The following is a 22,971-nucleotide window of genomic DNA, read 5'->3' on the forward strand; positions in this document are numbered from 1 at the left end:
CCTAAACATATGGAAGCAGTAGGATCGGTTCATGGCAATCCCACCCCCGGAGAGCACCCCACGGCGGGTCCACGAGCCCGAGACCTGGGCGCTGCGCGCCCTCGGGGCCGCCGAGGCCGAGGCGTCCGGCGCCCTGGCCCGCCGGATGCGGATGCACCCCACCGACCTGTCGGCGATGAGCCACGTCGCCGCCTCCGACGGACGGCTCGGACCACGGGAGCTGAGCACCCGGCTCGGCATCACTCCAGCCGCCATGACCGACGTCGTCGACCGGCTCGAGGCCGCCGGGCACCTGCTGCGCGAGCGCGACACCGCCGACCGGCGGCGGGTGCGGCTCGTGCCCACCGCCTCCGCCGCCACGGAGGTGCGCGGCCAGCTGCGCACGCTCCTCGACGGGCTCGACGCCCTGACCGCGCAGTTCACGCCCGAGGAGCGAGACGCCATCCACCGCTACCTGCAGGCCGCGACCGAGGCCTACCACCGCTTCGCCACCGACGACGGCTGATGGAACGCCCGATGGTGCTGCAGTGGGTGGGGTGATCACCGCACCGGAGGCAGCACCACGACGCACACCATGACGCACACCATTGCCGACTCGGGGGCGGCGGTCCGGCAGCAGTCCTCAGGACCGGTCGGTCGCGCCGCCGTGCGGCACCCCGAGGAGGTATGCCGTGTCGGCGAACCCTCCGCCGAGCACCCCGGGCGGGCGGCTCGGGTCGCGCTGCTCGACACCCGCGGCATACGCCTCCGCGTCGTCCTGCGGGTCGAAGCCGATCGCGAGTCCGGGCGCCAGGTCGACCCGGCGCCGCGTGTTGCGCGAGACGCCCCACACGACGTGGTGACCACCGGCCGACGTCGTCAGCGTCGCGAGCACGAGCCGCGCCATGTCGTCGGGGGAGAGCCACGACTGGAGCGAGCGCGGGCCGCCCGGCGCGTCGTCGAAGGTCATGATCCGGGCGCTGACGACCGTCATCCCGAAGCGGCCGGCATACAACCCACCGAGCGCCTCGAGCGCCGCCTTGCTGACGCCGTAGTACGTGTCGGGCGCCGGCAGCGGCATGCCCTCGGCGGCACCCGGCGAGTCCACCGGCACGTAGCCGGCCGCGTGCACCGAGCTCGCGAGGAGCATCCTCGTCACCCCCGCTCGCTGCGCCGCCTCGCACACGGCGTGCGTGCCGTCGATGTTGACGGCGAGGATCTCGGCCCAGGACCGCTCGTCGGAGTGCGCGCCGAGGTGCACGACGAGGTCGGCACCGGCGAACGCAACCGCGTGGCCGTCGACGTCACGCAGGTCGCACTCCACGGCTCGCTCCGTCGCGGCGTCGACGTCGCGGACGACGACCCCGAGGCCGTCGCAGAGGACGAGCCGGTGGCCGGCCGCGCGCAGTCGCGGGCGCAGCGCGGTCGCGATGCGCCCGGCGCCTCCGGTCAGCGCGATGAGGGCCACGTCAGCAGCCTCCCCGACCGGGCGACCAGCGTCAGAGGCCGTCGACGACGACGGCCGCCATCTCCATGCACGACTGGTGCGTCTTGGGGCTGATCTTCAGCGGGTCGAGGTGCAGGCCCGGTGCGAGCATCGGGTCGTAGGGGATGTCGACGACCGCGCGCACCCACTGCTCGAAGTGCTCGCGGGTGTGGACGCCGGCGCCGACGTCATTGCCCTTGGCCGACGTGTGCGAGATGACGCAGACGGCGTTGCGCACGAGGTCGCCCCGGCCCATCGCGACGAGCGCGTCGAGGTTCTTCGCCGCGACGACCGACGTGTCGTCCTTGAGCGAGGTCGCGAAGACGAGCATGTCGGCGCGGGCGGCGGCCGCGAGCCAGTTCGGCGACAGACGGTTGTTGCCGGTGTCGACGACGATCATCCGGTAGAAGCGCGAGAGCTGCGTGTGAAGGCTCTCGAACTCCGACTCACCGATGATGCGCATCGCCTCGTCGTCGTCGGCCGAGGCCAGCACGTCGAAGCTCAGGCCCCGCTGCTCGCGCACCCAGTGCTCGAGCTCGGACGTGCCGGCGTTGGGGTCGTTGGCGATCGTCGGCAGGGCACCGAGCAGGTCCACGACCGTGCGGTGGTGGCTCTGCGAGGGCGCACGCATGCCGAGGGTGCCCTCGGTCTCGTTGTTGTCCCACGCGAGCACCGAGCCCGAGCGGTAGCGGCCGAGGTAGCTCGCGAGCATCAGCGTGACGAGGGTCTTGCCGCCGCCGCCCTTGGTGTTGATGACCATGATCGTCTTGCGGCCGTTGAGCGGGCGGGCGATCCGGTCGATGCGGTCGCGCTCGAGCATCTCCTTGACGCTCGGGCCGAGGCCGAACGCCTTGCGCAGGCCGGAGTTGGCCTTGACCTTCTGGCGCTCACCCTTCGACCGGGCCGTGATGAGGTCCTCGGCGCTCGGGCGGTCGGAGTTGCCGGTGCGCGCCGCGGGGGTCAGGTCGTAGGACGGCTCCGCAGGGGACTCGACGTCGTGGCCGAGCTCGGCAGCCGCGGCGGCCACGTCGGGGTCGACGGCCGGCCGGGCGGCATACGCCTGCTGCGCTGCGGAGTGGTCGGTCGGCGCCGCGGCCGCGGGACCGGGCACGGTGCCCGCCGCGTAGTCCGCGAGGCTCGCCCCGGCGGGGGTCCACCCGGTGTACGTCTCCTCGGGCTCGTCGCTGCTCGCGGCCGGCCACTCGGCGGTACCGGGGTCGGAGGGCTGCCAGTCGGTCCACGAGTTCGTCGCGCCGGAGGCGCCGGACGTGTCCGAGGCGCCCTGGGTCGAGCCGTTCTGGGCGTGGCCGTTGAGCTCGCGGGCGTCGCCGGCGGCGCTCTCGCCGCCGTACTCATAGGAGGCGGTCCAGTCGTCGGACGCCGATCCGGCGTCACCGGCGGCGACGGTCGGGATGGCACCGGTGTCACCGGACTGCCAGGAGGTGTCCTCCCACGTCGAGCTCCACGGGTCGGCCGGCGCCTCGTCGGGCTGGGCCGCGCCGGCGGACGCCGTCGGGATGGGAAGGGCGAAACCACCCGGGATGGAGTTGTTCGCCGAGAAGCCGGGGATGCCCTGGCTCTCGGTGTTTCCGGTCTCGTCCTTGCTCATCGAGCGCTCCTTGCTGGCCTAACCACGTGCGGGAACCCGCCGCGGGACCCCGGGTGATCGTCCCATGCTTCCGTCGCACATCAAACCCGCCGACCGGGGCTCACGGGGGTGAAACGGACGTTTCGCGGCACCCCGCGCCGACTGTCGGTTGGAGGCTCGGGGTGCTGACCCGGTTACGATGAAGCGCCCGACAGGAGCGCTCACCAAGGAGGAGGAGACGGCGTGGGAATCATCAACCGTGTCGAGCACGGTCTCGCCAAGGCTGTCCACGGTGCCTTCGCCAAGGCGTTCAAGTCCGAGGTGCAGCCCGTCGAGATCGCCTCGGCGATCCGCCGCGCCATGGACGACCGGGCGGCGCTGCTCGGCCACGGCCGGGCCATGGTGCCCAACCTCTACACGATCGAGCTGAGCCAGACCGACTACGAGCGGCTCGGCGACTACGAGGACGACCTGTCCGACGACCTCGTCGCCGCGGCGCAGGAGCACGCCGACTCGCAGGGTTACCAGCCCGGCGGCCCGCTCGAGGTCGCGCTCGTCGAGGGCGAGGGGCTCGAGACCGGTGTCTTCCGCGTGCGCCCTGCCACCGCCAAGCAGGCCGGGCGCGAGTTCTCGGCCCGCGAGCCGGCCCCCGCCGCACCGCGGCCGCAGACCACCAACGGCACGTCCATCGACGAGGCCCCGGTCCACCGCCCGGCACCCCGCTCCAACCCGTCCGCCCGTCCGTGGCTCGACATCGGCGGGGACCGCTACCCCCTCCTCGGCAGCCTCACGACGCTCGGCCGCGACGAGACCGCCGACATCGTCATCGACGACCCCGGGGTGTCCCGTCGCCACAGCGAGATCCGCGTGACGACCGACGGCCCGCACCTCGTGACCTCGATCCGCGACCTGAACTCCACCAACGGCACCTTCGTCAACGGCGAGCGCGTCTCGAGCCAGCGGCTCCAGGACGGCGACCGCCTGACGATCGGCCGCACGTCCGCGACCTTCCGCGCCGGACGCCGGTGAGCGCGATGACCCCCTTGGACGGCCCTCCGCTGATGACATCTGGTGACGCATGAGTGAACTCACCCTGACCCTGCTGCGGCTGGGTCTGCTCGCGCTGCTGTGGCTCTTCATCTTCAGCGTCGTCGGCGTGCTGCGCACCGACATCTACGGCACGGCGGTGAGCCGCCGCGGGCAGCGCAAGGCGCTCAAGCAGGCAGCGAAGCAGGACCGCAAGGCCGCCCCGAGGCGTACGCCTTCCCCGGCGGCCGTCGGTGCCGGCGCGGCGGGTGCCGCAGCCGTCGCCCCCGAGCCGCCCGCTCGCAAGGGTCGCCGCGGCAAGGGCAACCCGACGACGCTCGTCGTCACCGAGGGCCCCCTGACCGGCACGTCGCTGCCCCTGCGCAGCGGCGGCATCCTCATCGGGCGCAACCCCGAGTGCGCCCTCGTCCTCGACGACGACTACGCCTCGGGCCGCCACTGCCGCATCCATCCCGACCCGTCGGGCCGCGACGGCTGGGTCGTCGAGGACCTCGGCTCGACGAACGGCACCTTCATCGGACGCGACCGGCTGACCGGGGCGCGACCCGTCGAGATCGGCACCACCCTGCGGATCGGCAAGACCGTCCTCGAACTGCGAGGCTGACCGGATGGCCATCGCTCTGCGCTATGCCGCGCGCTCCGACCTCGGCCTGGGACCCAAGTCCCGCAACGAGGACTCGGGATATGCCGGGCCCAACCTGCTCGTGCTCGCCGACGGCATGGGCGGCCACGCCGCAGGCGACGTCGCCAGCTCGATGATCGTCGGCGAGCTCGCCCCGCTCGACGAGGAGGACGTGACCGCCGACCAGGCGATCCCGCTCCTCGAGGAGGCGCTCCACGCGGCGAACGCCAAGCTCACCAAGGCGATGCGGGAGAACGCCGACCTCGCCGGCATGGGCAGCACGACCATCGTCATGCTGCGCACCGGCAACAAGCTCGCCATGGCGCACATCGGCGACTCGCGGGCGTTCATGCTCCGCGGCGACACGTTCTCGCAGATCACGAAGGACCACTCCTTCGTCCAGCAGCTCATCGACGAGGGCCGCATCTCCAAGGAGGACGCGGGCCACCACCCGCAGCGCTCGGTCGTGACCCGGGTCATGACCGGCCAGCCCGACGACGAGCCCGACACCTCGCTGCGCGAGGCCAAGATCGGCGACCGCTTCCTGCTCTGCTCCGACGGCCTGTCCGACTTCGTCGGCGCCGACGTCATCGAGGAGATCCTCCGTGAGGCGCGCACGCCCGACGAGGCCGCCGACCGGTGCATCGAGGTCGCCCTCAAGGCCAGCACCCGCGACAACGTCACGGTCATCGTCGCCGAGGTCGTCGACGCCGACGGCGATGACCTCCCCACCACCGTCCCCCAGGTCGTCGGCGCGGCCGGCAAGCGCATGCGCAACCGGACGCGCGCGATCCCGACGAGCCCTGCCGAGAAGGCCGCGGCGCTCTCGCGCGAGGCCACGGGCCGGGCCGAGCCCGACGACGACTCGCTCGAGCTCGCCGAGGACCACACGCGCTCGCGCCGCTCCAAGATCGTGCTGCGCACCATCGGCGTCATCGTCGTCGCCGCGATCCTCGTCGGCGGCGGGTATGCCGCCTGGGCCTGGTCGCAGAAGCAGTACTACGTCGCGACCGACGGAGCGCACGTCGCGATCTTCCGCGGCGTCTCCCAGGACCTCGGACCGATCAGCCTCTCCCACGTCGAGTCGCCGTCCGACGTCCTCGTCTCCGACCTGCCGAGCGACGTCCAGGCCTCGGTCGGCAACACGATCCCCGCCCGCGACCTCGCCGACGCACTCATCAAGGTCGCGGCGTTGCGCGGCGAGGCGGAGCGCTGCCAGCGCCTCGCCGCCGCCGGTACGCCGTGCGGCACGTCGCCGACACCGACGCCGGTGCCCACGACACCCCCGACGACGCCGAGCCCGAGCACGACGCTGCCGATCCCGCGGCCGTCGACGTCGCGCCCGAACCCGTCGATCACGACGCCGCCGGCCGTGGCCGCGTCCGCCGTCCGCCTCGTGGCTCCCCTGGGGAGCCTCGCGTGACGACGACCGTCGAGCCCCTCACCCCGCGGACGCGCCGCGGCGCGGAGCTGATGCTCCTCATCCTCGCGATCGGCATCGTGCTGCTCGCCTGGGTCACGACCGACCTCAACCGCAACGGCACGGTGCCGGCCAACATCATCCCGATCGCCGGCGGCTTCACCGCGCTCGTGCTCGCGGTCCACCTCGTGCTGCGCTGGAAGGCGGCCTACGCCGACCCGGTGCTCCTGCCGATCACGACGGTGCTCAACGGGCTCGGGCTCGTCATGATCCACCGCCTCGACCTCGCCCGCGGCAAGCTCGGCACCGACGGCGACGCCTACCGCCAGATCATCTGGACGACGCTCGCCGTCGCCCTCGCCGTGGCCGTCCTCTTCGTGCTGCGCGACCACCGACTGCTCCGCCGCTACACCTACGTGACGATGGCGGTCGGCTTCGTGCTGCTCCTGCTGCCGCTCGTCCCCGGCATCGGCCGCACGATCAACGGCTCCCAGATCTGGATCTCGATCGGCCCGCTCAACTTCCAGCCGGGGGAGTTCGCCAAGATCGCCCTCGCGATCTTCTTCGCCGGCTACCTCGTGCAGACCCGTGACGTGCTCTCCCTCGCCGGCAAGAAGGTCCTCGGCTTCACCTTTCCGCGCGGGCGCGACCTCGGCCCGATCCTCGTCGCGTGGGTGCTCGCGCTGCTCGTCCTCGTCTTCCAGAAGGACCTCGGTTCGGCGCTCCTCTTCTTCGGTCTCTTCGTCGCGATGCTCTACGTCGCCACCGAGCGCGTCTCGTGGATCGCCATCGGCCTGCTGCTCTTCGCCGCGGCCGTCGCCTTCGCCCTGTCGGCCTTCACGCACTTCCAGAAGCGCGTCGACCTGTGGCTCGACCCGTTCTCGCCGGACAACCTCGAGCGGTCCAACCAGCTGGCCAACGGCCTCTGGGGCATGGCCTCCGGCGGTCTCACCGGCACCGGGCTCGGCGCGGGCCGGCCCTACCTTACGTCCTTCGCCGAGAGCGACTTCATCTTCCCGAGCCTCGGGGAGGAACTCGGCCTCTTCGGGTCCGTCGCGATCATCGTGCTCTACCTCATCTTCTGCGAGCGCGGCATCCGCACCGCCCTCGGCGTGCGTGACGGCTTCGGCAAGCTGCTCGCCATCGGCCTGTCCTTCTCCGTCGCCTTCCAGCTCTTCATCGTCATCGGCGGCGTCACGCGGGTCATCCCGCTGACCGGCCTCACGACGCCCTTCATGTCGCTCGGTGGCTCGTCCCTGCTCGCGAACTGGGTGATCATGGCGCTGCTGCTGCGCATCTCCGACCAGGCCCGAAGGCCGATGCCCGAGATCCCCGTGGGTGTCGCCGCCGACGAGCCGGCCCCGGCCGAGGTGACCCAGGTGGTGAGGCTGACGTGAACACCCCCATCCGCCGCCTGTCCGTGGTCATCGCCGCGCTCTTCACCGCCCTCCTCGTCGCGGCGACGATGGTGCAGTTCACGCAGGCGAAGACGCTCAACGGCATGGCGTCCAACAAGCGCACCCTGCTCGACAGCTACTCCCGCGAGCGCGGGTCGATCATCGTCGGCGGCCAGGCCGTCGCGAAGTCGGTGCCCGTCCAGGACCAGTACCGCTTCCTGCGCACCTACCCCCAGGACGAGCTGTACGCCCAGATGACCGGCTTCTACTCGTATGCCGTCGGCGCCCCCTACGGTCTCGAGCACGCCTCCGACGACCTGCTCTCGGGCGACGCTGACACCCTCTTCGTGCGGCGCGTCACCGACCTCATCACGGGCCGCAAGACCGCTGGCGCGACGCTCGAGCTGACGATCGACCCGAAGGCGCAGGCGGCGGCCGACAAGGCCCTCGGCGACAACAAGGGCGCCGTCGTGGCCCTCGACCCGAAGACCGGCGCGATCCTCGCGATGGTGAGCCACCCGTCCTACGACCCCAACCCGCTCTCGAGCCACGACCTCACCAAGGCGTCCAAGGCCTGGCAGACGCTGTCCAACGACAAGGACAAGTCCTACCTCAACCGCACCATCAACGGCGTCTACCCTCCCGGGTCGACCTTCAAGGTCATCACGGCAGCCGCCGCGCTCGAGAACGGCGTCGTGAGCGACGAGAACTCCTCCGTCCCCGGGCCGGCCGAGCTCGACCTGCCGCTGACGAGCACCAACCTGCCCAACGAGGACGGCCGCGCCTGCGGGCCGGGCGACAAGACGACGCTCATCCACGCGCTCGAGATCTCCTGCAACACGGCGTTCGGCTCCCTGGGGCTCGAGCTCGGCGGCGAGAAGATCCGCGCCCAGGCCGCGAAGTTCGGCTTCGGTGACGCCCTCCAGATCCCGATGCGCGTCTCGGTGAGCTCGGTCCCGGCCGACCTCAACGCGCCGCAGGCCGCACAGGCCGCCATCGGGCAGTACGACGTGCGCACCACGCCGCTCCAGATGGCCATGGTCGCGGCCGGCATCGCCAACCAGGGCCGGGTCATGACGCCCTACCTCATCGACTCCGTGCGCAGCCCCAACCTCGACATCATCGAGTCGACGCCCGACCCGGTGGAGCTGTCGCAGGCGACGTCCGAGCAGACCGCCTCGACCCTGACCAAGATGATGGTCTCCGTCGTCGACCACGGCAGCGGCGCTCGGGCGCAGATCGACGGCGTCGAGGTCGCGGGCAAGACCGGCACCGCACAGCACGACCCGGGCAAGCCCCCGCACGCGTGGTTCATCTCGTTCGCGCCGGCCACCGACGCCAAGATCGCCGTCGCCGTCGTCGTCGAGGACGGCGGCGTCACGGGCAGCGAGATCGGCGGTGGCCGCGTCGCCGCCCCGATCGCCCGCCAGGTCATGGAGGCGGTGCTGGGCCGATGACCCTCTCCACCGGCGCGACCCTCGGCGGTCGCTACACCCTCGGCACGGCCATCGCCTCGGGCGGCATGGGCACCGTCTGGGAGGCCACCGACGAGGTGCTCCGGCGTCCCGTCGCCGTCAAGGTCATGCGCCCGCAGGGCCCCGAGGACGACGCGTTCCTCGAGCGCTTCCGCGACGAGGCCCGGGGCAGCGCCTCGCTCCACCACCCCAACATCGCGTCCGTCTTCGACTACGGCGAGGAGGACGGCACGGCCTACCTCGTCATGGAGCTCGTGCCGGGACGCACGCTCGGCGAGATCATCCGCGAGAGAGACGGCGGCATGCCGGCCGAGGAGGTGCGCTCGCTGCTGGGCCAGGCGGCCCTGGCCCTGTCGGCGGCCCACGAGGCCGGCGTCGTGCACCGCGACGTCAAGCCCGCCAACATCATCGTCACGCCCGAGGGGCAGGCCAAGCTCACCGACTTCGGGATCGCCCGGGTCGGTGACGGGTCGGGGCACACGCTGACCGGCGAGGTGCTGGGCACTCCCGACTACATCAGCCCGGAGCAGGCCCTCGGCGAGCCGGCGACGGCCTCGAGCGACATCTACTCCCTCGGCGTCGTGGCGCACGAGATGATCACCGGCCGCAAGCCCTTCGACATGGGCACGCCCGTGGCGACCGCGATCGCGCAGGTCAACGACCCGCCGCCCGAGCTGCCCTCGACGGTGCCCCTCGACCTGCGGGAGGTCGTCGACGCGTGCCTCGCGAAGTCCGCGTCCGACCGCCCGGCCGACGCGCGCGCGGTGGCCGAGGCCGCCGGGGTGCCGCTCGGGTCCCTGCCCGGGGTCACGCCGCCCCCGGCGGCGGTCGACTCCACGACGGTCATCCCCGCCGCCGACCCGACCCGCGCGCTGGCCGGGACACCGGTTGCGGGAGCCGGCCGCGCCGGTGGCGCTGCGGCCGGACTCGTCGCTGCAGCACGGGAGCTCGTCGGCGCCGACCGTCGTGGTCCGTTCGCGCGTCCCTCGGAGACCGTCACGGAGCCTTCGGCGGGACGTCGCTGGGTCTGGCTGGCCGTCCCGGCCGTCGCCCTCGTGGCGTGGGGCGCCTTCGCGCTCGGCAGCGTCATGAACGGCGCCGCCGCGAGCCCCGCGGCCCGCCAGACGCCCCCCGCGACCACCACTCCGGCCACGTCCGCGGCTCCGACCACGACCCCGACCACGACTCCGACCACGACTCCGACCGCGAGCGCCTCCCGGGCGACGACGACGGCCGCGCCGACCCGCACGGCGACGAAGGCCACCGCCGCCACGCAGCAGACGAGCACCAAGCCGCACCATGCCCATGCCGGCAAGGGCAAGGGAAAGGGCAAGGTGAAGTGACATGACCGACCAGCCCGAGCAGCGCGATCCAGGCGCCCGACGAGTGGACCAGGATGACCCAGCACCCGAACGAGCAGAGGCCAACGACGTGAGCACCGCACCCCGTGTCCTCGGCGGACGCTACGAGGTCGGCGAGCTCATCGGTCGGGGCGGCATGGCCGACGTCCACCTGGGCCACGACACCCGGCTCGGTCGTCAGGTCGCGATCAAGATGCTGCGCTCGGACCTCGCCCGCGACGCGAACTTCCTCATGCGTTTCCGGCGCGAGGCGCAGTCGGCCGCCGGACTCAACCACCCGGCGATCGTCGCGATCTTCGACTCGGGCGAGGACGACAGCGTCGTCGAGGGCCCCAACGGCACGCGGACGACCCTGCCCTACATCGTCATGGAGTACGTCGACGGCGAGACGCTGCGCCAGCAGCTGACCGACCAGCAGCAGCTCCAGCCGGCCGAGGCGATCCGCGTCACCGAGGGCATCCTCGACGCCCTGGCCTACAGCCACCGGATGGGCATCGTCCACCGCGACATCAAGCCGGCCAACGTCATGATCACGACCGGTGGCCACGTCAAGGTCATGGACTTCGGCATCGCCCGGGCGATCGCCGACACGGCCGCGACGATGACCCAGACCCAGTCGGTCGTCGGCACCGCGCAGTACCTCTCGCCCGAGCAGGCCCAGGGCCAGACGGTCGACGAGCGGTCCGACCTCTACTCGACCGGGTGCCTCCTGTTCGAGCTGCTCGCCGGCCGCCCGCCCTTCACCGGGGACTCGCCGGTCGCGATCGCCTACCAGCACGTCGGCGAGCTCCCGCAGCCGCCGAGCGTCTTCAACGACGCCGTCGCCGGTGACCTCGACGCCGTGACGCTGCACGCCCTCGCCAAGGACCGCGAGGCCCGCTACCAGGACGCCACGGCCTTCCGGGACGACCTCGAGAACGTCCGGCTCGGCCGCCAGATCAGCGCCGCGGCCCTCGGCACCGCGGCCGCCGTGGGCGCCGCCGCCACCCAGACCCTCCCGCAGGCGTATGCCGCACCGGGCACCCCGACCGCCGTGCAGGCCCCCGTCACCTCCCGGAGCGAGCGCTACGCGAACACCGCGGGCCTGCCTGCCGTCGGCCACGACGAGCTGGAGCAGGACGACCGGAAGGGCGGCACGGGCAAGGCGGTGCTCATCACCGGGCTCGTCATCGCCCTCCTCGCCCTCGTCGGCTGGGGCGGCGTCAAGTGGTTCGGCAACCAGACGCCGAGCGTGACGCTCGTCGCGGTGCCGACGATCGAGGGCATGAAGGAGGACGTCGCGGCGCGCACCCTGGCGACGAACGGTCTCCGCGGTGAGAAGTCCCCGGCAGCGAGCACGACGGTCACCGAGGGTGACGTCATCAGCCAGGACCCCAAGCCGGGGACGAGGATCGCGGAGCAGTCGGTCGTCAGGTACCTCGTGTCGACCGGTCCCGACAACCTCACCGTGACCGACGTCACCGGCTTCAACAAGGACGACGCACGCGCCGAGCTGGAGAAGCAGGGCTTCGTCGTGTCGGGCTTCCAGGAGGAGAACACCCCGGACCAGGCGAAGAACAAGGTGACGAAGACCGAGCCGGCCGCCCAGTCCGTCGTCCCCAAGGGTTCGAAGATCAAGATCTTCTACGCGACCGGCAACGTCAAGGTGCCCGACAACCTCGTCGGCCAGGACTGGGCCCTCGCCGCCGTGGCACTGCAGAACGCCGGGCTCAACCCGGTCAAGGAGACCGTCGACTCCGACAAGAACCCCGACGAGGTGCTCTCCGTCGACCGGGCCGGCGACGTCGTCAAGATCGGCACCCAGATCACCGTCAAGGTCGCGCGCACCCCGAACCAGACGGCGACCGTCACGGTGACGCCCCCGCCGCCCAGCACGACGACGACGGCCCCGGGGACGACGACCCCGCCGCCGACCCCCTAGCGGTCAGCACCAGGCATACGACGAAGGGCCCCTCCCGAGCGGGAGGGGCCCTTCGTCACACGTGGTGCCGTATGCCGGGTCGAGCGTCGCGTCAGACGGCGGCGGTCACGAGGGGGCTGAGCCCCACAGAGCGCTGCACGGCGCCGGTGTCGCCGCAGAGCGCGAGGAAGTTCGCGAGCATCCGGTGGCCGCCCTCGGTCAGGACGCTCTCGGGATGGAACTGCACCCCGTGCAGCGGCAGGTCGCGGTGGCGCACCGCCATGACGAGGCCCGAGTCGGTGCTGCCGGTGGCGACGAGCTCGTCGGGCAGGGTCGCCGGGTCGATGGTCAGCGAGTGGTAGCGGGTGGCGGTGAAGGGGCTCGGCAGGCCCTCGAGGACGCCGGTGCCGTCGTGGTGCACGAGCGACGTCTTCCCGTGGAGCAGTTCCGGTGCCCGCCCGACGACCGCACCGGCCACGACGCCGAGCGCCTGGTGCCCGAGGCACACGCCGAACATCGGCTTCCCGATGCGGGCGCACTCGCGGATGATGTCCATCGACACCCCGGCATCCTCGGGAGTGCCCGGGCCGGGCGAGACGAGCACGCCGTCGTAGGTCGCGGCGTCGGTCGCCGGCACGGCGTCGTTGCGCACGACGGTGCACTCGGCGCCGAGCTGCTCGAGGTAGCCGACGATCGTGTAGACGAAGCTGTCGTAGTTGTCGACGACGAGGATGCGGGTGGGGCTGGTCATGCGGGGGCCTCAGAGGGGTGGTGGGGCGCGCTCAGCGGATCGGTGACGCGTACTGGAAGTCGACCGAGCCCGAGTATGCCGGGAACTCGATCGAGCTGTGCGTGTGCAGGGCGTAGCCGAGACCGACGGCGTCGACGTACTGCTTGTAGATGTTGACGGAGGCGTCGGCGTCGAGTCCCTGCTGCATGCGGTCGATGTCGCCGATGGCGGTGATCCGGTAGGGCGGGGCGTAGACGCGGCCCTGGAGGATGAGGGTGTTGCCGACGCAGCGGACGGCGCTCGTCGAGATGACCCGCTGGTCCTGGATCATCATCGCCTCGGCGCCCGAGGTCCAGAGCGCGTTGACGACGGCCTGGACGTCCTGCTGGTGCACGACGATGTCGTCGGCGGTGAAGCCGTCGGGCAGGGAGTCGGCGGTGCGCTTCGCGTCGTCGAGGGTCACCTCGAGGGCGGCGCCCCGGACCTTCGTCGTCGCGGCGGGGGCGGCGAGCTCGTCGGCGGCGCGGGTCAGGCTCGAGAGGTGCTCGTCGGTGGGGGCGTTCGTCTTCGAGAGCGCCTCGACCTCCTTCTGGAGACCGTCGAGGACGCTCGCCTTCTCGGCGACGCGCGAGTCACCCTCCATGATGAGCTGGGGCAGGTCGCGGTCGGCGCGGAGGTCTCGGCCCTGCGCGGTCTGGAAGCTCATCGCGAACATCACGCCGGCGGAGGCCATGACCACCGGGACGACCAGCCCCCACGTCAGACGGGGTCGGCGGCGGGAGGGCGCGGGAGACACTGCTGCGTCGTCGGCAGCGACAGCGTCGTCGAACGTCTCCGGTTCGGGCTGCTCGGCGTCCGTCATGACTCGTGTCCTCGCTCGCGCGGACCCTCCGCGCCGCCTCCATTGTGCCTCGTCACGGCTCGTGGACCGACCGGAGGTCGGGCGCGTAGGGGGAGAGCTCGCTGGTCTGGGTGCCTCCGCGGAGGGCGAGCGTCGCCGCGGCGCGGTTGGGCGCGCCGAGCTGGGTGACGAGGTGGGAGATCTCGGCCCGCGACGGTGCGCACCGAGACCCCGTTCATCGTGCGGCTGCCGTCGACCGGGTCGAAGTTCATGATCGGCTGGATCGACCAGACCGAGCGGCGGGTCAGCGGCTCGACCGCGGTCGCCAGGTTGCGCTCGAACTGCTCGGCCCGGAACCCGACATCGGGCTGGTCATCGCATCGTCCCTTGATCTGCTGTCCGTGACTGCCAGCATGCCCGGTTCAGGACTCAGGTCAACTCGATGGACGCACCCCGTCCTGCAGGTTCGTGCAACAGAGGAAGCGCAGACGCGACACGCGGGCCTGCGCCTGTCATCCTCGACCCGGTCACCGGGTGTGGATCGGCGGCGGGCGGGGCGCAGACAGGGGGCGCATCCGCCCGCTCGCCGTCGACGTCCGAGGCACCCGTCGGGGTGCCCCTCGAGACGTTCTCGAGGGGCACCGCCGAGCGCAGGGGGCAACAGGACAGACCGGTCCGTCCGAGGGCATCGCCCCGATCACCGTGCCGGCACGCCTGCACGGGGACGCCGAGCGCGTCATTGGTTACCCTTGCCTCAACTCAGAGCAAGGAGAACGCAGTGCCCGAGTCCAAAGGCCGCGACCACAAGGCGGCGGCATACACCCCGCCCCGCACGAGCAAGGCCGCCGAGCCCAACCCCACCTGGTGGGCGCCCGTCTTCATCACGCTGCTCGTCCTCGGGCTGCTGTGGATCGTCGTCTACTACGTGACCGAGTACAAGTACCCCATCGGATCCATCGGGGTCTGGAACCTCGGCATCGGCTTCGTCCTGCTCATGGGCGGCTTCATCATGACGATGCGGTGGCGCTGAGCCCCACCGAAGCCCGCACCGACCCGCATCCTGAGGGCCGCTCCTGTCATCACGACGGAGCGGCCCTTTGCACACACCCCACTGGGCGCCGGCTGTCCACACCTGTGGACAGCCGGCGTACGGCTTTCACGTCCACAGCTGTGGATGGCGGCCGTGCACAACCTCCAGCGCGGATCGCCCGACTTATCCACACAGTTGTCCCCAACTGGGGATGAATGACACATGTGTAACTACATCCACAGGCTTATCCACACCCGGTGGACAACTCTCGGCTCCCCGTGGTGGAGAAGCACCCGACGGCCGTCAGAGCCGCGGCAGCCCGAGCTCGTCGACGACTCGCTCGGCGGTGGCGCGGGCGTCTCCGTGCGCGTTGTCCAGGCGCAGGTGACGGTGACCCGGCAGCAGCTGCTCGCCGTCCCGTGCGGGGTCGGTGTTGAGGCGGGCCCGCGACTCGAGGTCGACGACGTGGGAACGGGCCCACTCGACGTCGCGCTTGCTGCGCTTGTGATCCATCCGGTCAGTGCCACCCTCGCGGGCCAGCCGCACGTCCTGGGGCGCGTAGAGCTCGACGACGTCGATCGGCGCGCCGGCTCGCTCGACCGGCTCGACGAGCTCATGCAGCTGCGCGAGGTCGCCGGGGTGGTCGAGGTCGATGGCGAAGGTGAAGACGAGGCCGGGCAGGTCGGCGACGACCGACTCGGCGATGAGCTCGCGGCGGATCAGGCCGTTGATCCGCTGGAACGAGGGCGTGCCGAAGTCGTAGACCCCGAGCAGCGGCTCGATCGACATGTGGTTGTGGAAGAGCCGGAAGCCCGTCAGGTCGCACACGGCACGGCCCACCGTCATCTTGCCGACGGCCGGCGGGCCGGTGACGCAGACGAGGTGCACGGCGACCTCAGCCGAAGATGCTGAGCTCGCGGATGGCCTCGGGCACGGTGAGGTACTTGACGACGGTGACGGCGACGAGCAGCACGAGGACGGCGGTGAGCGCGGCCCACACGAGATGGCGTACACCCTGTCGTCGGAAGACGACGATGACGCCGGCGCAGACGACGCCGGTGACGAGGCCGCCGAGGTGGGCCTGCCACGAGATGCCGGGGTAGAAGAAGCCGAAGGCCGCGTTGATGGCGATCGTCGCGTACATCGCCGCCGAGGAGCGTCCGAGGTGCCGGTTGAGCACGAGGAGCGCGCCGAAGAGTCCGAAGATCGCGCCGGACGCGCCGACGACCGGGGTGAGCCACGCGTCGTCGAGGCCGGCCCGCAGACCCGGGATCGTCGGCGATCCCGCGAGGAGCGTCACGGCGACCTGTCCGCCGATGCCGCTGATGAGGTAGAGCGCCGCGAACCGGGCCCGACCGAGCATCGGCTCGAGGTACTGCCCGAGGCTCCACAGCGCGAACATGTTGAGCAGGATGTGGAAGATCGTCGCGGGCGAGTGCAGGAAGGCCGCGGTGACGAAGCGCCACGGCTCGGTCCACCCGACGACCGGCGCGAACGCGAAGTTCTGCGTGACGCTCGGGTTGGCCCGCTGCGCGAGGTAGGCGACGGCGCAGATCGCGATGATCGTGTAGGTGACGACGGGCGTGCCGTCGGTCGCCCGCCCACCGAAGACGGTGCGCGCGCTCGGCGTCGTGCGGGCGGCCTCGCGGACGCAGTCGACGCACTGGATACCGACGGCGGCCGGGCGCTGGCACTCCGGGCACGCCGGCCGGCCGCAGCGCTGGCAGCGGACGTAGGCCTCCCGGTCGGGGTGGCGCGGGCACACGGACGGACCGGCAGCGGGCTGCGGAACCCCCGGCTCGAGCGGGGGCTGACCCTGCTGGCCGTTGGGTGGGTTGTCAGACAACGGGAGTCCCCCTGCCGGTCACGTCCGTGGGCGGTGGTGCGGTGATGCGGGTGGTGCTGTCGTGCGGTGGAGCCGAAGCTCAGTCCTCGATGGTGACCGAGTTGATGACGACGTCCTCGACGGGCTTGTCGTTGGCGCCGGTGGCGACGGCACCGATCGTGTCGACGACGTCGCGGGACGCCTGGTCGGCGACCTCACCGAAGATCGTGTGCTTGCCCTGGAGCCAGGTCGTCGCAGCGGTGGTGATGAAGAACTGCGAGCCGTTGGTGCCCTTGCCCATGCGCTTGCCGGCGTTGGCCATGGCGAGGATGTAGGGCTTGGTGAAGTCCTTGTCGGGGCTGATCTCGTCGTCGAACGCGTAGCCCGGACCGCCGAACCCCTGACCGATCGGGCAGCCGCCCTGGATCATGAAGTTCGGGATGATGCGGTGGAAGATCAGTCCGTCGTAGAACGGGGTCGGGTTGGTCCGACCGGCGTCGTCCTTGTACTCCTTCTCGCCCTTGGCGAGACCGACGAAGTTCTCCACGGTCTTCGGGGCCTGGTGCTCGAAGAGGTCGATGACGATGTCACCGTGGTTCGTGTGCAGGGTTGCCTTCATGGGCCCAATCCTCGCACGACCGAGCACGTATGCCGTCCGGGCGGGTATGCGGCAGGGTGGCGGAACGCTGGGGGTGGACCCACCGTTGGCCTAGGAGAAGGATCATCCTCACAGCAGTCGAGGACGCGACCCGATGACAGCCGGCCCGGAGCCGGCGCAGGACGGAGTGCCGATGTCGTTCATGGACAAGCTGAAGAAGAAGGCCGAGGAGCTCGACCTCGAGACCAAGGCCAAGCAACTGCAGGACGCGGCCACGCAGGCGGCGAAGCAGGCGCGTGAGAAGGCGGGTGACTACACCGCGCAGAACCGCGAGAAGATCGACGGCTACGTCGAGACGGCCACGACGAAGATCGACGAGAAGACCGAGGGCAAGTACGCCGACAAGGTGGCCAAGGTCAAGGAGCACGTCGGCCGCGGCGTCGACAAGGTCGCCGAGGGTCACGCCTCGGGACCGTCGACCGCCACGGGCGCTGCCGCTGCGGCGGGAGCCACGGACGTGACGGGCGGCGAGCCCTTCCCGGTCGACCCCGACGCCCCGGCCCCGGTGTCGGCCAGCCCGCTCGAGGCCCCGACCCCGATCGACCGTCCGACGCCGGTCGACGAGCGCGGCTTCGACGCCGCCGCCGGCGACGTGCCGGTCCCGACCCGCGAGGCGCTCACCGACACGACCCTCGAGGACACCGTCCTCGGTCTCGACCACCCGCCGACGGCTCCGGCCGCGCACCCGGGCGCCCCGGCTCCCGAGGACGCCGACGCCGCCCCGCACGTGCCCCGACCGCCCCACGACACCACGAGCTGAACGGAGCGCGTGACGGCATACGCGATCCCGATCGGTGACGATTGCGTCCACGCACGGCAGGCAACCGTGCGGTGAGTGGCCGAAGTTGGCAGGATGGGTAAGGACGAGTGGACTTAGGAGGACGTATGTTCCGAACCAAGCAGTCCCGCACTGAGGCTGCAGTTGACCAGGCACGCTCCGCAGCAGCCGATCTCGGCTCGGCGGCAGGTGACCGGATCGGCACGCTGAAAACCAGCGCCGCTGACACCGCGAGCGATGCCGCCGCGGCCGCCAAGGATCGCGCGTATGCCGCGAAGGACGCTGCGACGCCGGCTGTCCAGGATGCCGCCGATGCAGCGCGTGAGCGGCTCGTGGCGGCCAAGGAGGCGGCGGCGCCGGCGCTCCAGGACGCAACCGACACGGCCCGTGAGCGCTTCTACGACGCTGCGGCCACGGCCAAGGACGCCGCGGGCGACGCGCTCCATGAGGCGGCCGACCGCGCCAAGCCGAAGGTGGAGGCCGCCCAGTCGACGCTCGTCGACACGGTGCTGCCCAAGGTCGGCGCGGCCATCGCGACCGCCGCAGCCGCCCTCGCGGCCGGCGCCGAGCAGGCTCGCGAGGCGGCCCAGCCGCACCTCGAGCAGGCAGCCGTCCAGGCCAAGGAGACGGCTGCGGTCGGTGGCCAGCGCGCCCACGGCGCCTACTACGTGCTCAAGGGTGACGCGGTCGCCAAGAAGCGTCGGAGCAGGGGCAGGTGGCTCATCGCCGTCGGCCTGACCGCCGCCACCGTCGCCGCCGTCGCGGCCTTCCGCAAGCAGAAGCAGGCCGACGACCCGTGGGCCACGCCGCTCGACTCGCGCGCCGGCGCCGGCGCCGGTGGCTCGACGACCTCGGCCCTGGCTTCCGACGCGGCGACGCTCAAGGACAAGGCAGCCGAGCAGGTCGGCCACGCCAAGGTCGCCGTCACCGACGCCGCGAGCAAGGCCAAGGAGAAGGGTTCGGAGCTCGCCGACGCCGCGAAGGACAAGGCCGGCGACCTCGCCGCCAAGGGCCAGGCCGCCATCGCCGACGCGAAGGACCGCTCCGGCGAGGCCGTCGACGACGTGACCGACGCGACGACCGACGCGACGACCGACGCGGTGGACGAGCTCGCGGGTGCACCCGCGACCGCCGAGGGTGAGGTCACGGCGGTCGACGCCGCGCCCGACTCCGACGCGATCACGTCCGATGCGGTCGAGGGCGGCACGATCAACGGCGCCTCGACGAAGTCGTCCCCGCGTGGCTCGGCCAAGGCCAAGCTCGCGCAGGAGAACGGCGACAGCACGAAGTGACACCCTCCGGTGCCGGTCCCCTCGGGGCCCGGCGCCGGACCGGGGGCACACAGAGAAGGACCCGGATGCCGTGGGCATCCGGGTCCTTCTCTGCTTGAGCTGGCTCGCTCCGACAGGGGGACAGAGCGAGCCAGCACATGCAGAAGGGCTGGGCGCGGTTCGTGCGGGCCCAACCCTTCGCTACCACCAGTCTAGACCCTGTCCGGCTGGTTGCGCGAGGGGCTCGATGAAGATTGCATCACATCAAGCGCGTCAGTTCGGTTCCTTCCACGCATCACACCCACGAGCTCCGGTGTCCCTGAAGGGACTCGGGGACTTGCTGCACCACCGAGCATGGCACCAGAGCCGGGGTTGCGCCAGAGGAAGATCCCGTGGATTCGCTGTAGGCTCCCGAGCAGGACGGAGATCGTCCAGGACTGTCGGATGTGCCCCGAACTCCGGACGCCCCTTTTCGCCCACCTCTACGGTCCCACCCCCAGAGGCTGACTGATCGGGCACCCAGCTGAAGCTGACGGCCAAGCACAGCGGGCTGTCGCTCGCGGTCGACGGCGCCGGCAAGGTCGTCCAGGTGACCGACACCGGTGCGGCGACCCAGCGCTGGACGGCGCCGGCGAGCTAGCCGCCGCCGGGTCGGGCCCGGTTCGAGGTGATGCGCGCGTGTCAACGCGGCCGTGATGATCTCGAACCGGACGTCGTCATGCAGCGATGACGCCGGTCCGCCTGCGGCGGACCAGGACCCTCAGCTCGGAGGCAGCCAGCACGAGCAGCGGGGCACCAGCGCAGACCAGCCACTGCGTGGTGCTCAGCGCGACGGTCCCGAGGAAGGTCTGCAGCGGCGCGAAGACGGTGGTCAGCAGGAGGGTGACCACCGTCGCCGCGGTGCACCGAACCAGCGTCTTGTCGGCCAGGGTGTCGAGGCTGAAGACGGTGCGGGCCTCGTCCCTGGTGGCGAGGGAGAACACCAGGCAGGCCAACGAGAAGGTCACGACACCCATGGTCAGCGCGACGGGACGGCCGTAGGCGCTCTCGGCCCACGCGATGGTGGCCAAGGTCGCAGCGCCCATGACGACGCCGATGGTGACGAGCCAGAGCATCGTCGGTCGGGACAGGATGGGTTCCTCCGGGTCTCGCGGGCGCCGCTCCATGAGTCCGGCACCGGGTTCGCCGTAGCCCAGGCCGATCGCCTGGAACAGCATCGTCGTGAAGTTGATCCACAGCGTCTGCAGCGGGAGGAACGGGACCCCGCCGGCGATGTTGAGGATGGCCGCACCGAGGAAGGAGACGATGAAGCCGAAGAGGCAGCCCATCTGGAACCGGATGTACTTCACGAGGTTGTCGTAGAGCCCCCGACCCAGCTCCACGGCCTTGACGATCGAGGAGAAGTTGTCGTCGGTGAGGACCATGACCGCCGCGTCCTTGGCGACCTCGGTGCCGGTGATCCCCATCGCGATGCCGATGTCCGCCTTCTTCAGCGCGGGCGCGTCGTTGACGCCGTCACCGGTCATCGCCACGATGTGTCCCTGTCGCTTCAGCAGGTCGACGAGTCTGACCTTGTCCTCCGGCGTCACCCGGGCGATGACCCCGACCTCGTCGATCCGGCCGAGGACCTGGTCGTCGTCGAGGCCGGCGAACTCGGCCCCCGTCATGACGCCCCCCTCGATGCCGAGCTGGCGGGCGATGGCGCCGGCCGTCACGGCGTGGTCTCCCGTGATCATCCGCACCCTGATGCCAGCACCACGAGCCGACGCGATCGAGGCCTTCGCCGTGGGCCGGGGCGGGTCGACGATCCCGACCAGCGCCATCAGCTCCAGACCCTCCGACACGAGCGGGAGCAGGTCCGCACCGGAGTCGAAGGTCGAGGCGTCGAAGTCCTTGCGTGCCGTGGCCAGCACGCGGAGGCCCTCCTGACCGAGGCGGGCGTTCTCGGCGAGGTAGCGGTCTCGGACATTCGCGTCGACCGGTACGGGGCCCGTGTCGGCGTCGTGGACGAAGGCGGCTCGCGCCAGCAATTCGTCGGGGGCGCCCTTGACGAAACACCGGACGACCTCGGTGCCGGACTCGTCGGTCATGCGGTGGAAGGTGGCCATCAGCTTGTACGCGGCGTCGAACGGTAGCTCGGCGACGCGCGGGTACGCCTGACGGGTGGCCACGGCGTCCACACCGCCTTTGGCGGCCAGCGCGACCAGAGCCCCCTCGGTGGGGTCACCGATGAGGGCGCCGCTGTCCAGGACCGCGTCGGAAGCAAGAACCATCGGAAGCAGGAACGGGTCCAGCTCGATCTCGCGTTGACCAGCCACACGGGTGATCTGCCCCTGAGGTGAGTAGCCGGAGCCCTCGATGGAGTAGCGCCGACCGACGAGGGCCATCTGGACGGCCGTCATCTCGTTGAGCGTGAGCGTGCCGGTCTTGTCGGAGTTGATCGCGGAGGTGGAGCCCAGGGTCTCCGTGGACTGCAGACGCTTCATGATCGCGCCGACCTTGGCCAGCGCCTGGGTGCCGTAGGCGAGGATCGTGGTGACCACGGCCGGCATGTTCTCGGGCAGAGCGCCGATGGCGAAGGCGACCGCCGCGTGGAAGATGGCGGTGAAGGTCTCGCCCCGCGCGAGGTTGAGGATCACCGACACGAGAAGGGCCACGCCGGCGATGAGGAAGATCTGACGGGTCAGGGCATCGAGCTGCCGCGTGAGGGGGGTCTTGACCTCCTCCGTGGCCTGCAACATGCCCGAGATGTGGCCGACCTCGGTGGCCATCCCGGTGGCGACGACGACGAACACGCCGGAACCTCGCGTGACACTGGTGTTCATGTAGACCATGTCGCTGCGGTCCCCGAGGGGCGTCTCCGGCTGCTCCACGGCTGCCGTGCCCTTCGACACGGGCAGGCTCTCACCCGTCAGCGCGGACTCGGCGACCTCGAGGGTCGCAGCGCGGAGCAACCGCCCGTCGGCCGGGACGATGTCGCCTGCCTCGATCGCGACGATGTCTCCGGGCACCAGCTGCTCGGCGGGCAGCTGCGACAGCTGCCCGTCCCGCATGACCCTGGCCTTGATGATCATCATCTTCTGGAGTGCGGCGACCGCGGCGGCGGCCTTGCCCTCCTGGCGTAGGCCGAGCACGGCGTTGAACACGGTGAGCAGGAGCAGCAGGACGCCGGTCCCCACCTCCTTGAGGGGATACAGGCTCCCGATCCCCGCCACCAGGAGGACGACCTGCATCGGGTCGGCGTACTGGCGCAGGAACGCGTGCAGCCCGGTCTCCGACGTCGCGGCCGTGAACCGGTTGGGGCCGAAGCGCCGGGTCCGGTCGTCCACCTCGGCCGACGTGAGACCGCTCGCCGCGTCGGCACCGATGCGTCGCAGCACTTCGTCGGCGCCGAGCACGTGCCACACGGTCCCATCGCGTGCCGGATCCGCCTCCGACGTCTCTGTTCGGATCTGTGAGGTCACGATGGGCTCCTTCAGGCTTATGACGACCGTCCCGGCGTCTCTCCGACGTGGTGAAGATGGCACCCTCCGTCTGGCCGTCGTGACGATGGATGCTGGTCT

Annotated in this window: 20 protein-coding genes; 12 read left to right on the forward strand and 8 right to left on the reverse strand. The window is 71.2% G+C overall.

Annotation, left to right across the window (positions count from 1 at the left end; translation table 11 throughout):
• The first annotated feature begins 31 nt into the window (after positions 1-31).
• A complete protein-coding gene (locus AB4Z14_RS06175) occupies positions 32-505 on the forward strand; it encodes a MarR family winged helix-turn-helix transcriptional regulator (RefSeq protein ID WP_442274444.1) in 474 nt (157 codons plus the stop codon).
• A 117-nt stretch (positions 506-622) separates the two neighbouring features.
• On the opposite strand, the gene AB4Z14_RS06180 is transcribed toward AB4Z14_RS06175, so the two are convergent.
• Positions 623-1,447, reverse strand: coding sequence for an NAD-dependent epimerase/dehydratase family protein (locus AB4Z14_RS06180; RefSeq protein WP_442274445.1), 825 nt, complete (start codon positions 1,445-1,447; stop codon positions 623-625).
• Positions 1,448-1,478: 31 nt separating this feature from the next.
• Positions 1,479-3,074 (reverse strand): hypothetical protein, encoded by a 1,596-nt coding sequence (locus tag AB4Z14_RS06185; protein ID WP_442274446.1) that lies wholly within the window; start codon positions 3,072-3,074, stop codon positions 1,479-1,481.
• 222 nt (positions 3,075-3,296) lie between these two features.
• On the opposite strand from AB4Z14_RS06185, the gene AB4Z14_RS06190 reads away from it, so the two are divergent.
• The 7 genes from AB4Z14_RS06190 to pknB all read left to right on the forward strand — a co-directional run bounded on the left by AB4Z14_RS06190 (position 3,297) and on the right by pknB (position 12,296).
• Positions 3,297-4,082 carry an FhaA domain-containing protein gene (locus AB4Z14_RS06190; protein ID WP_442274447.1) on the forward strand — a complete coding sequence of 262 codons (786 nt, stop codon included), beginning with the start codon at positions 3,297-3,299 and terminating at the stop codon, positions 4,080-4,082.
• Between the two features lie 49 nt (positions 4,083-4,131).
• Entirely contained in the window at positions 4,132-4,704 is a 573-nt protein-coding gene (locus AB4Z14_RS06195; RefSeq protein ID WP_442274448.1) for an FHA domain-containing protein FhaB/FipA, read from the forward strand.
• A 4-nt stretch (positions 4,705-4,708) separates the two neighbouring features.
• Positions 4,709-6,145, forward strand: coding sequence for a protein phosphatase 2C domain-containing protein (locus AB4Z14_RS06200; RefSeq protein ID WP_442274449.1), 1,437 nt, complete (start codon positions 4,709-4,711; stop codon positions 6,143-6,145).
• Complete coding sequence (locus AB4Z14_RS06205; protein ID WP_082622729.1) at positions 6,142-7,539, forward strand: FtsW/RodA/SpoVE family cell cycle protein; 1,398 nt, start codon at positions 6,142-6,144, stop codon at positions 7,537-7,539. Before AB4Z14_RS06200 ends, AB4Z14_RS06205 begins: the two co-directional genes overlap by 4 nt.
• Positions 7,536-8,996, forward strand: coding sequence for a peptidoglycan D,D-transpeptidase FtsI family protein (locus tag AB4Z14_RS06210; protein ID WP_442274450.1), 1,461 nt, complete (start codon positions 7,536-7,538; stop codon positions 8,994-8,996). Before AB4Z14_RS06205 ends, AB4Z14_RS06210 begins: the two co-directional genes overlap by 4 nt.
• Positions 8,993-10,357 carry a serine/threonine-protein kinase gene (locus AB4Z14_RS06215; protein ID WP_442274451.1) on the forward strand — a complete coding sequence of 455 codons (1,365 nt, stop codon included), beginning with the start codon at positions 8,993-8,995 and terminating at the stop codon, positions 10,355-10,357. The genes AB4Z14_RS06210 and AB4Z14_RS06215 overlap by 4 nt, the downstream gene beginning before the upstream one ends.
• A gap of 88 nt (positions 10,358-10,445) precedes the next feature.
• Positions 10,446-12,296 carry a Stk1 family PASTA domain-containing Ser/Thr kinase gene (gene pknB, locus AB4Z14_RS06220; protein ID WP_442274452.1) on the forward strand — a complete coding sequence of 617 codons (1,851 nt, stop codon included), beginning with the start codon at positions 10,446-10,448 and terminating at the stop codon, positions 12,294-12,296.
• A 91-nt stretch (positions 12,297-12,387) separates the two neighbouring features.
• Here pknB and AB4Z14_RS06225 read toward each other — a convergent pair whose 3' ends face one another.
• Together AB4Z14_RS06225 and AB4Z14_RS06230 are read right to left on the reverse strand one after the other, a co-directional pair.
• Positions 12,388-13,026 (reverse strand): aminodeoxychorismate/anthranilate synthase component II, encoded by a 639-nt coding sequence (locus tag AB4Z14_RS06225; RefSeq protein ID WP_442274453.1) that lies wholly within the window; start codon positions 13,024-13,026, stop codon positions 12,388-12,390.
• Positions 13,027-13,057: 31 nt separating this feature from the next.
• Entirely contained in the window at positions 13,058-13,867 is an 810-nt protein-coding gene (locus AB4Z14_RS06230) for a DUF881 domain-containing protein (RefSeq protein ID WP_442274454.1), read from the reverse strand.
• Between the two features lie 195 nt (positions 13,868-14,062).
• On the opposite strand from AB4Z14_RS06230, the gene AB4Z14_RS06235 reads away from it, so the two are divergent.
• Entirely contained in the window at positions 14,063-14,251 is a 189-nt protein-coding gene (locus tag AB4Z14_RS06235) for a hypothetical protein (RefSeq protein WP_442274455.1), read from the forward strand.
• 373 nt (positions 14,252-14,624) lie between these two features.
• On the forward strand, positions 14,625-14,876 hold the full coding sequence (locus AB4Z14_RS06240; RefSeq protein WP_056780519.1) for a cell division protein CrgA: 252 nt from the start codon (positions 14,625-14,627) through the stop codon (positions 14,874-14,876).
• A 303-nt stretch (positions 14,877-15,179) separates the two neighbouring features.
• Here the strand turns inward: AB4Z14_RS06240 and AB4Z14_RS06245 are convergent, their stop codons facing one another.
• The 3 genes from AB4Z14_RS06245 to AB4Z14_RS06255 form a co-directional block, all read right to left on the reverse strand.
• Positions 15,180-15,764: a hypothetical protein gene (locus AB4Z14_RS06245; RefSeq protein WP_442274456.1), complete on the reverse strand. Its 585-nt coding sequence runs from the start codon at positions 15,762-15,764 to the stop codon at positions 15,180-15,182.
• Positions 15,765-15,771: 7 nt separating this feature from the next.
• Positions 15,772-16,722, reverse strand: a complete 951-nt coding sequence (locus tag AB4Z14_RS06250) for a rhomboid family intramembrane serine protease (protein WP_442274457.1) — start codon at positions 16,720-16,722, stop codon at positions 15,772-15,774.
• A gap of 79 nt (positions 16,723-16,801) precedes the next feature.
• Positions 16,802-17,320: a peptidylprolyl isomerase gene (locus tag AB4Z14_RS06255; protein ID WP_435988039.1), complete on the reverse strand. Its 519-nt coding sequence runs from the start codon at positions 17,318-17,320 to the stop codon at positions 16,802-16,804.
• A 133-nt stretch (positions 17,321-17,453) separates the two neighbouring features.
• Between AB4Z14_RS06255 and AB4Z14_RS06260 the strand changes: the two genes are divergently transcribed.
• Together AB4Z14_RS06260 and AB4Z14_RS06265 are read left to right on the forward strand one after the other, a co-directional pair.
• Positions 17,454-18,119 carry an antitoxin gene (locus AB4Z14_RS06260; RefSeq protein WP_442274458.1) on the forward strand — a complete coding sequence of 222 codons (666 nt, stop codon included), beginning with the start codon at positions 17,454-17,456 and terminating at the stop codon, positions 18,117-18,119.
• Between the two features lie 125 nt (positions 18,120-18,244).
• Positions 18,245-19,429, forward strand: a complete 1,185-nt coding sequence (locus AB4Z14_RS06265; RefSeq protein WP_442274459.1) for a hypothetical protein — start codon at positions 18,245-18,247, stop codon at positions 19,427-19,429.
• A 695-nt stretch (positions 19,430-20,124) separates the two neighbouring features.
• Here AB4Z14_RS06265 and AB4Z14_RS06270 read toward each other — a convergent pair.
• Positions 20,125-22,872, reverse strand: coding sequence for a cation-translocating P-type ATPase (locus tag AB4Z14_RS06270; protein WP_442274460.1), 2,748 nt, complete (start codon positions 22,870-22,872; stop codon positions 20,125-20,127).
• Positions 22,873-22,971 lie beyond the last annotated feature (99 nt).

Origin of the sequence: Terrabacter sp. 2TAF16 (assembly GCF_052115065.1) — a bacterium.
Lineage (GTDB): Bacteria > Actinomycetota > Actinomycetes > Actinomycetales > Dermatophilaceae > Terrabacter.

What these genes read in the sequence shown, in the direction of transcription:
- AB4Z14_RS06175 (WP_442274444.1), top strand. Translation starts at nt 32, where the DNA reads ATGGCAATCCCACCCCCGGAGAGCACCCCACGGCGGGTCCACGAGCCC.
- AB4Z14_RS06185 (WP_442274446.1), bottom strand. Translation starts at nt 3,074, where the DNA reads ATGAGCAAGGACGAGACCGGAAACACCGAGAGCCAGGGCATCCCCGGC.
- AB4Z14_RS06195 (WP_442274448.1), top strand. Translation starts at nt 4,132, where the DNA reads ATGAGTGAACTCACCCTGACCCTGCTGCGGCTGGGTCTGCTCGCGCTG.
- AB4Z14_RS06200 (WP_442274449.1), top strand. Translation starts at nt 4,709, where the DNA reads ATGGCCATCGCTCTGCGCTATGCCGCGCGCTCCGACCTCGGCCTGGGA.
- AB4Z14_RS06215 (WP_442274451.1), top strand. Translation starts at nt 8,993, where the DNA reads ATGACCCTCTCCACCGGCGCGACCCTCGGCGGTCGCTACACCCTCGGC.
- AB4Z14_RS06225 (WP_442274453.1), bottom strand. Translation starts at nt 13,026, where the DNA reads ATGACCAGCCCCACCCGCATCCTCGTCGTCGACAACTACGACAGCTTC.
- AB4Z14_RS06230 (WP_442274454.1), bottom strand. Translation starts at nt 13,867, where the DNA reads ATGACGGACGCCGAGCAGCCCGAACCGGAGACGTTCGACGACGCTGTC.
- AB4Z14_RS06255 (WP_435988039.1), bottom strand. Translation starts at nt 17,320, where the DNA reads ATGAAGGCAACCCTGCACACGAACCACGGTGACATCGTCATCGACCTC.
- AB4Z14_RS06260 (WP_442274458.1), top strand. Translation starts at nt 17,454, where the DNA reads ATGACAGCCGGCCCGGAGCCGGCGCAGGACGGAGTGCCGATGTCGTTC.
- AB4Z14_RS06265 (WP_442274459.1), top strand. Translation starts at nt 18,245, where the DNA reads ATGTTCCGAACCAAGCAGTCCCGCACTGAGGCTGCAGTTGACCAGGCA.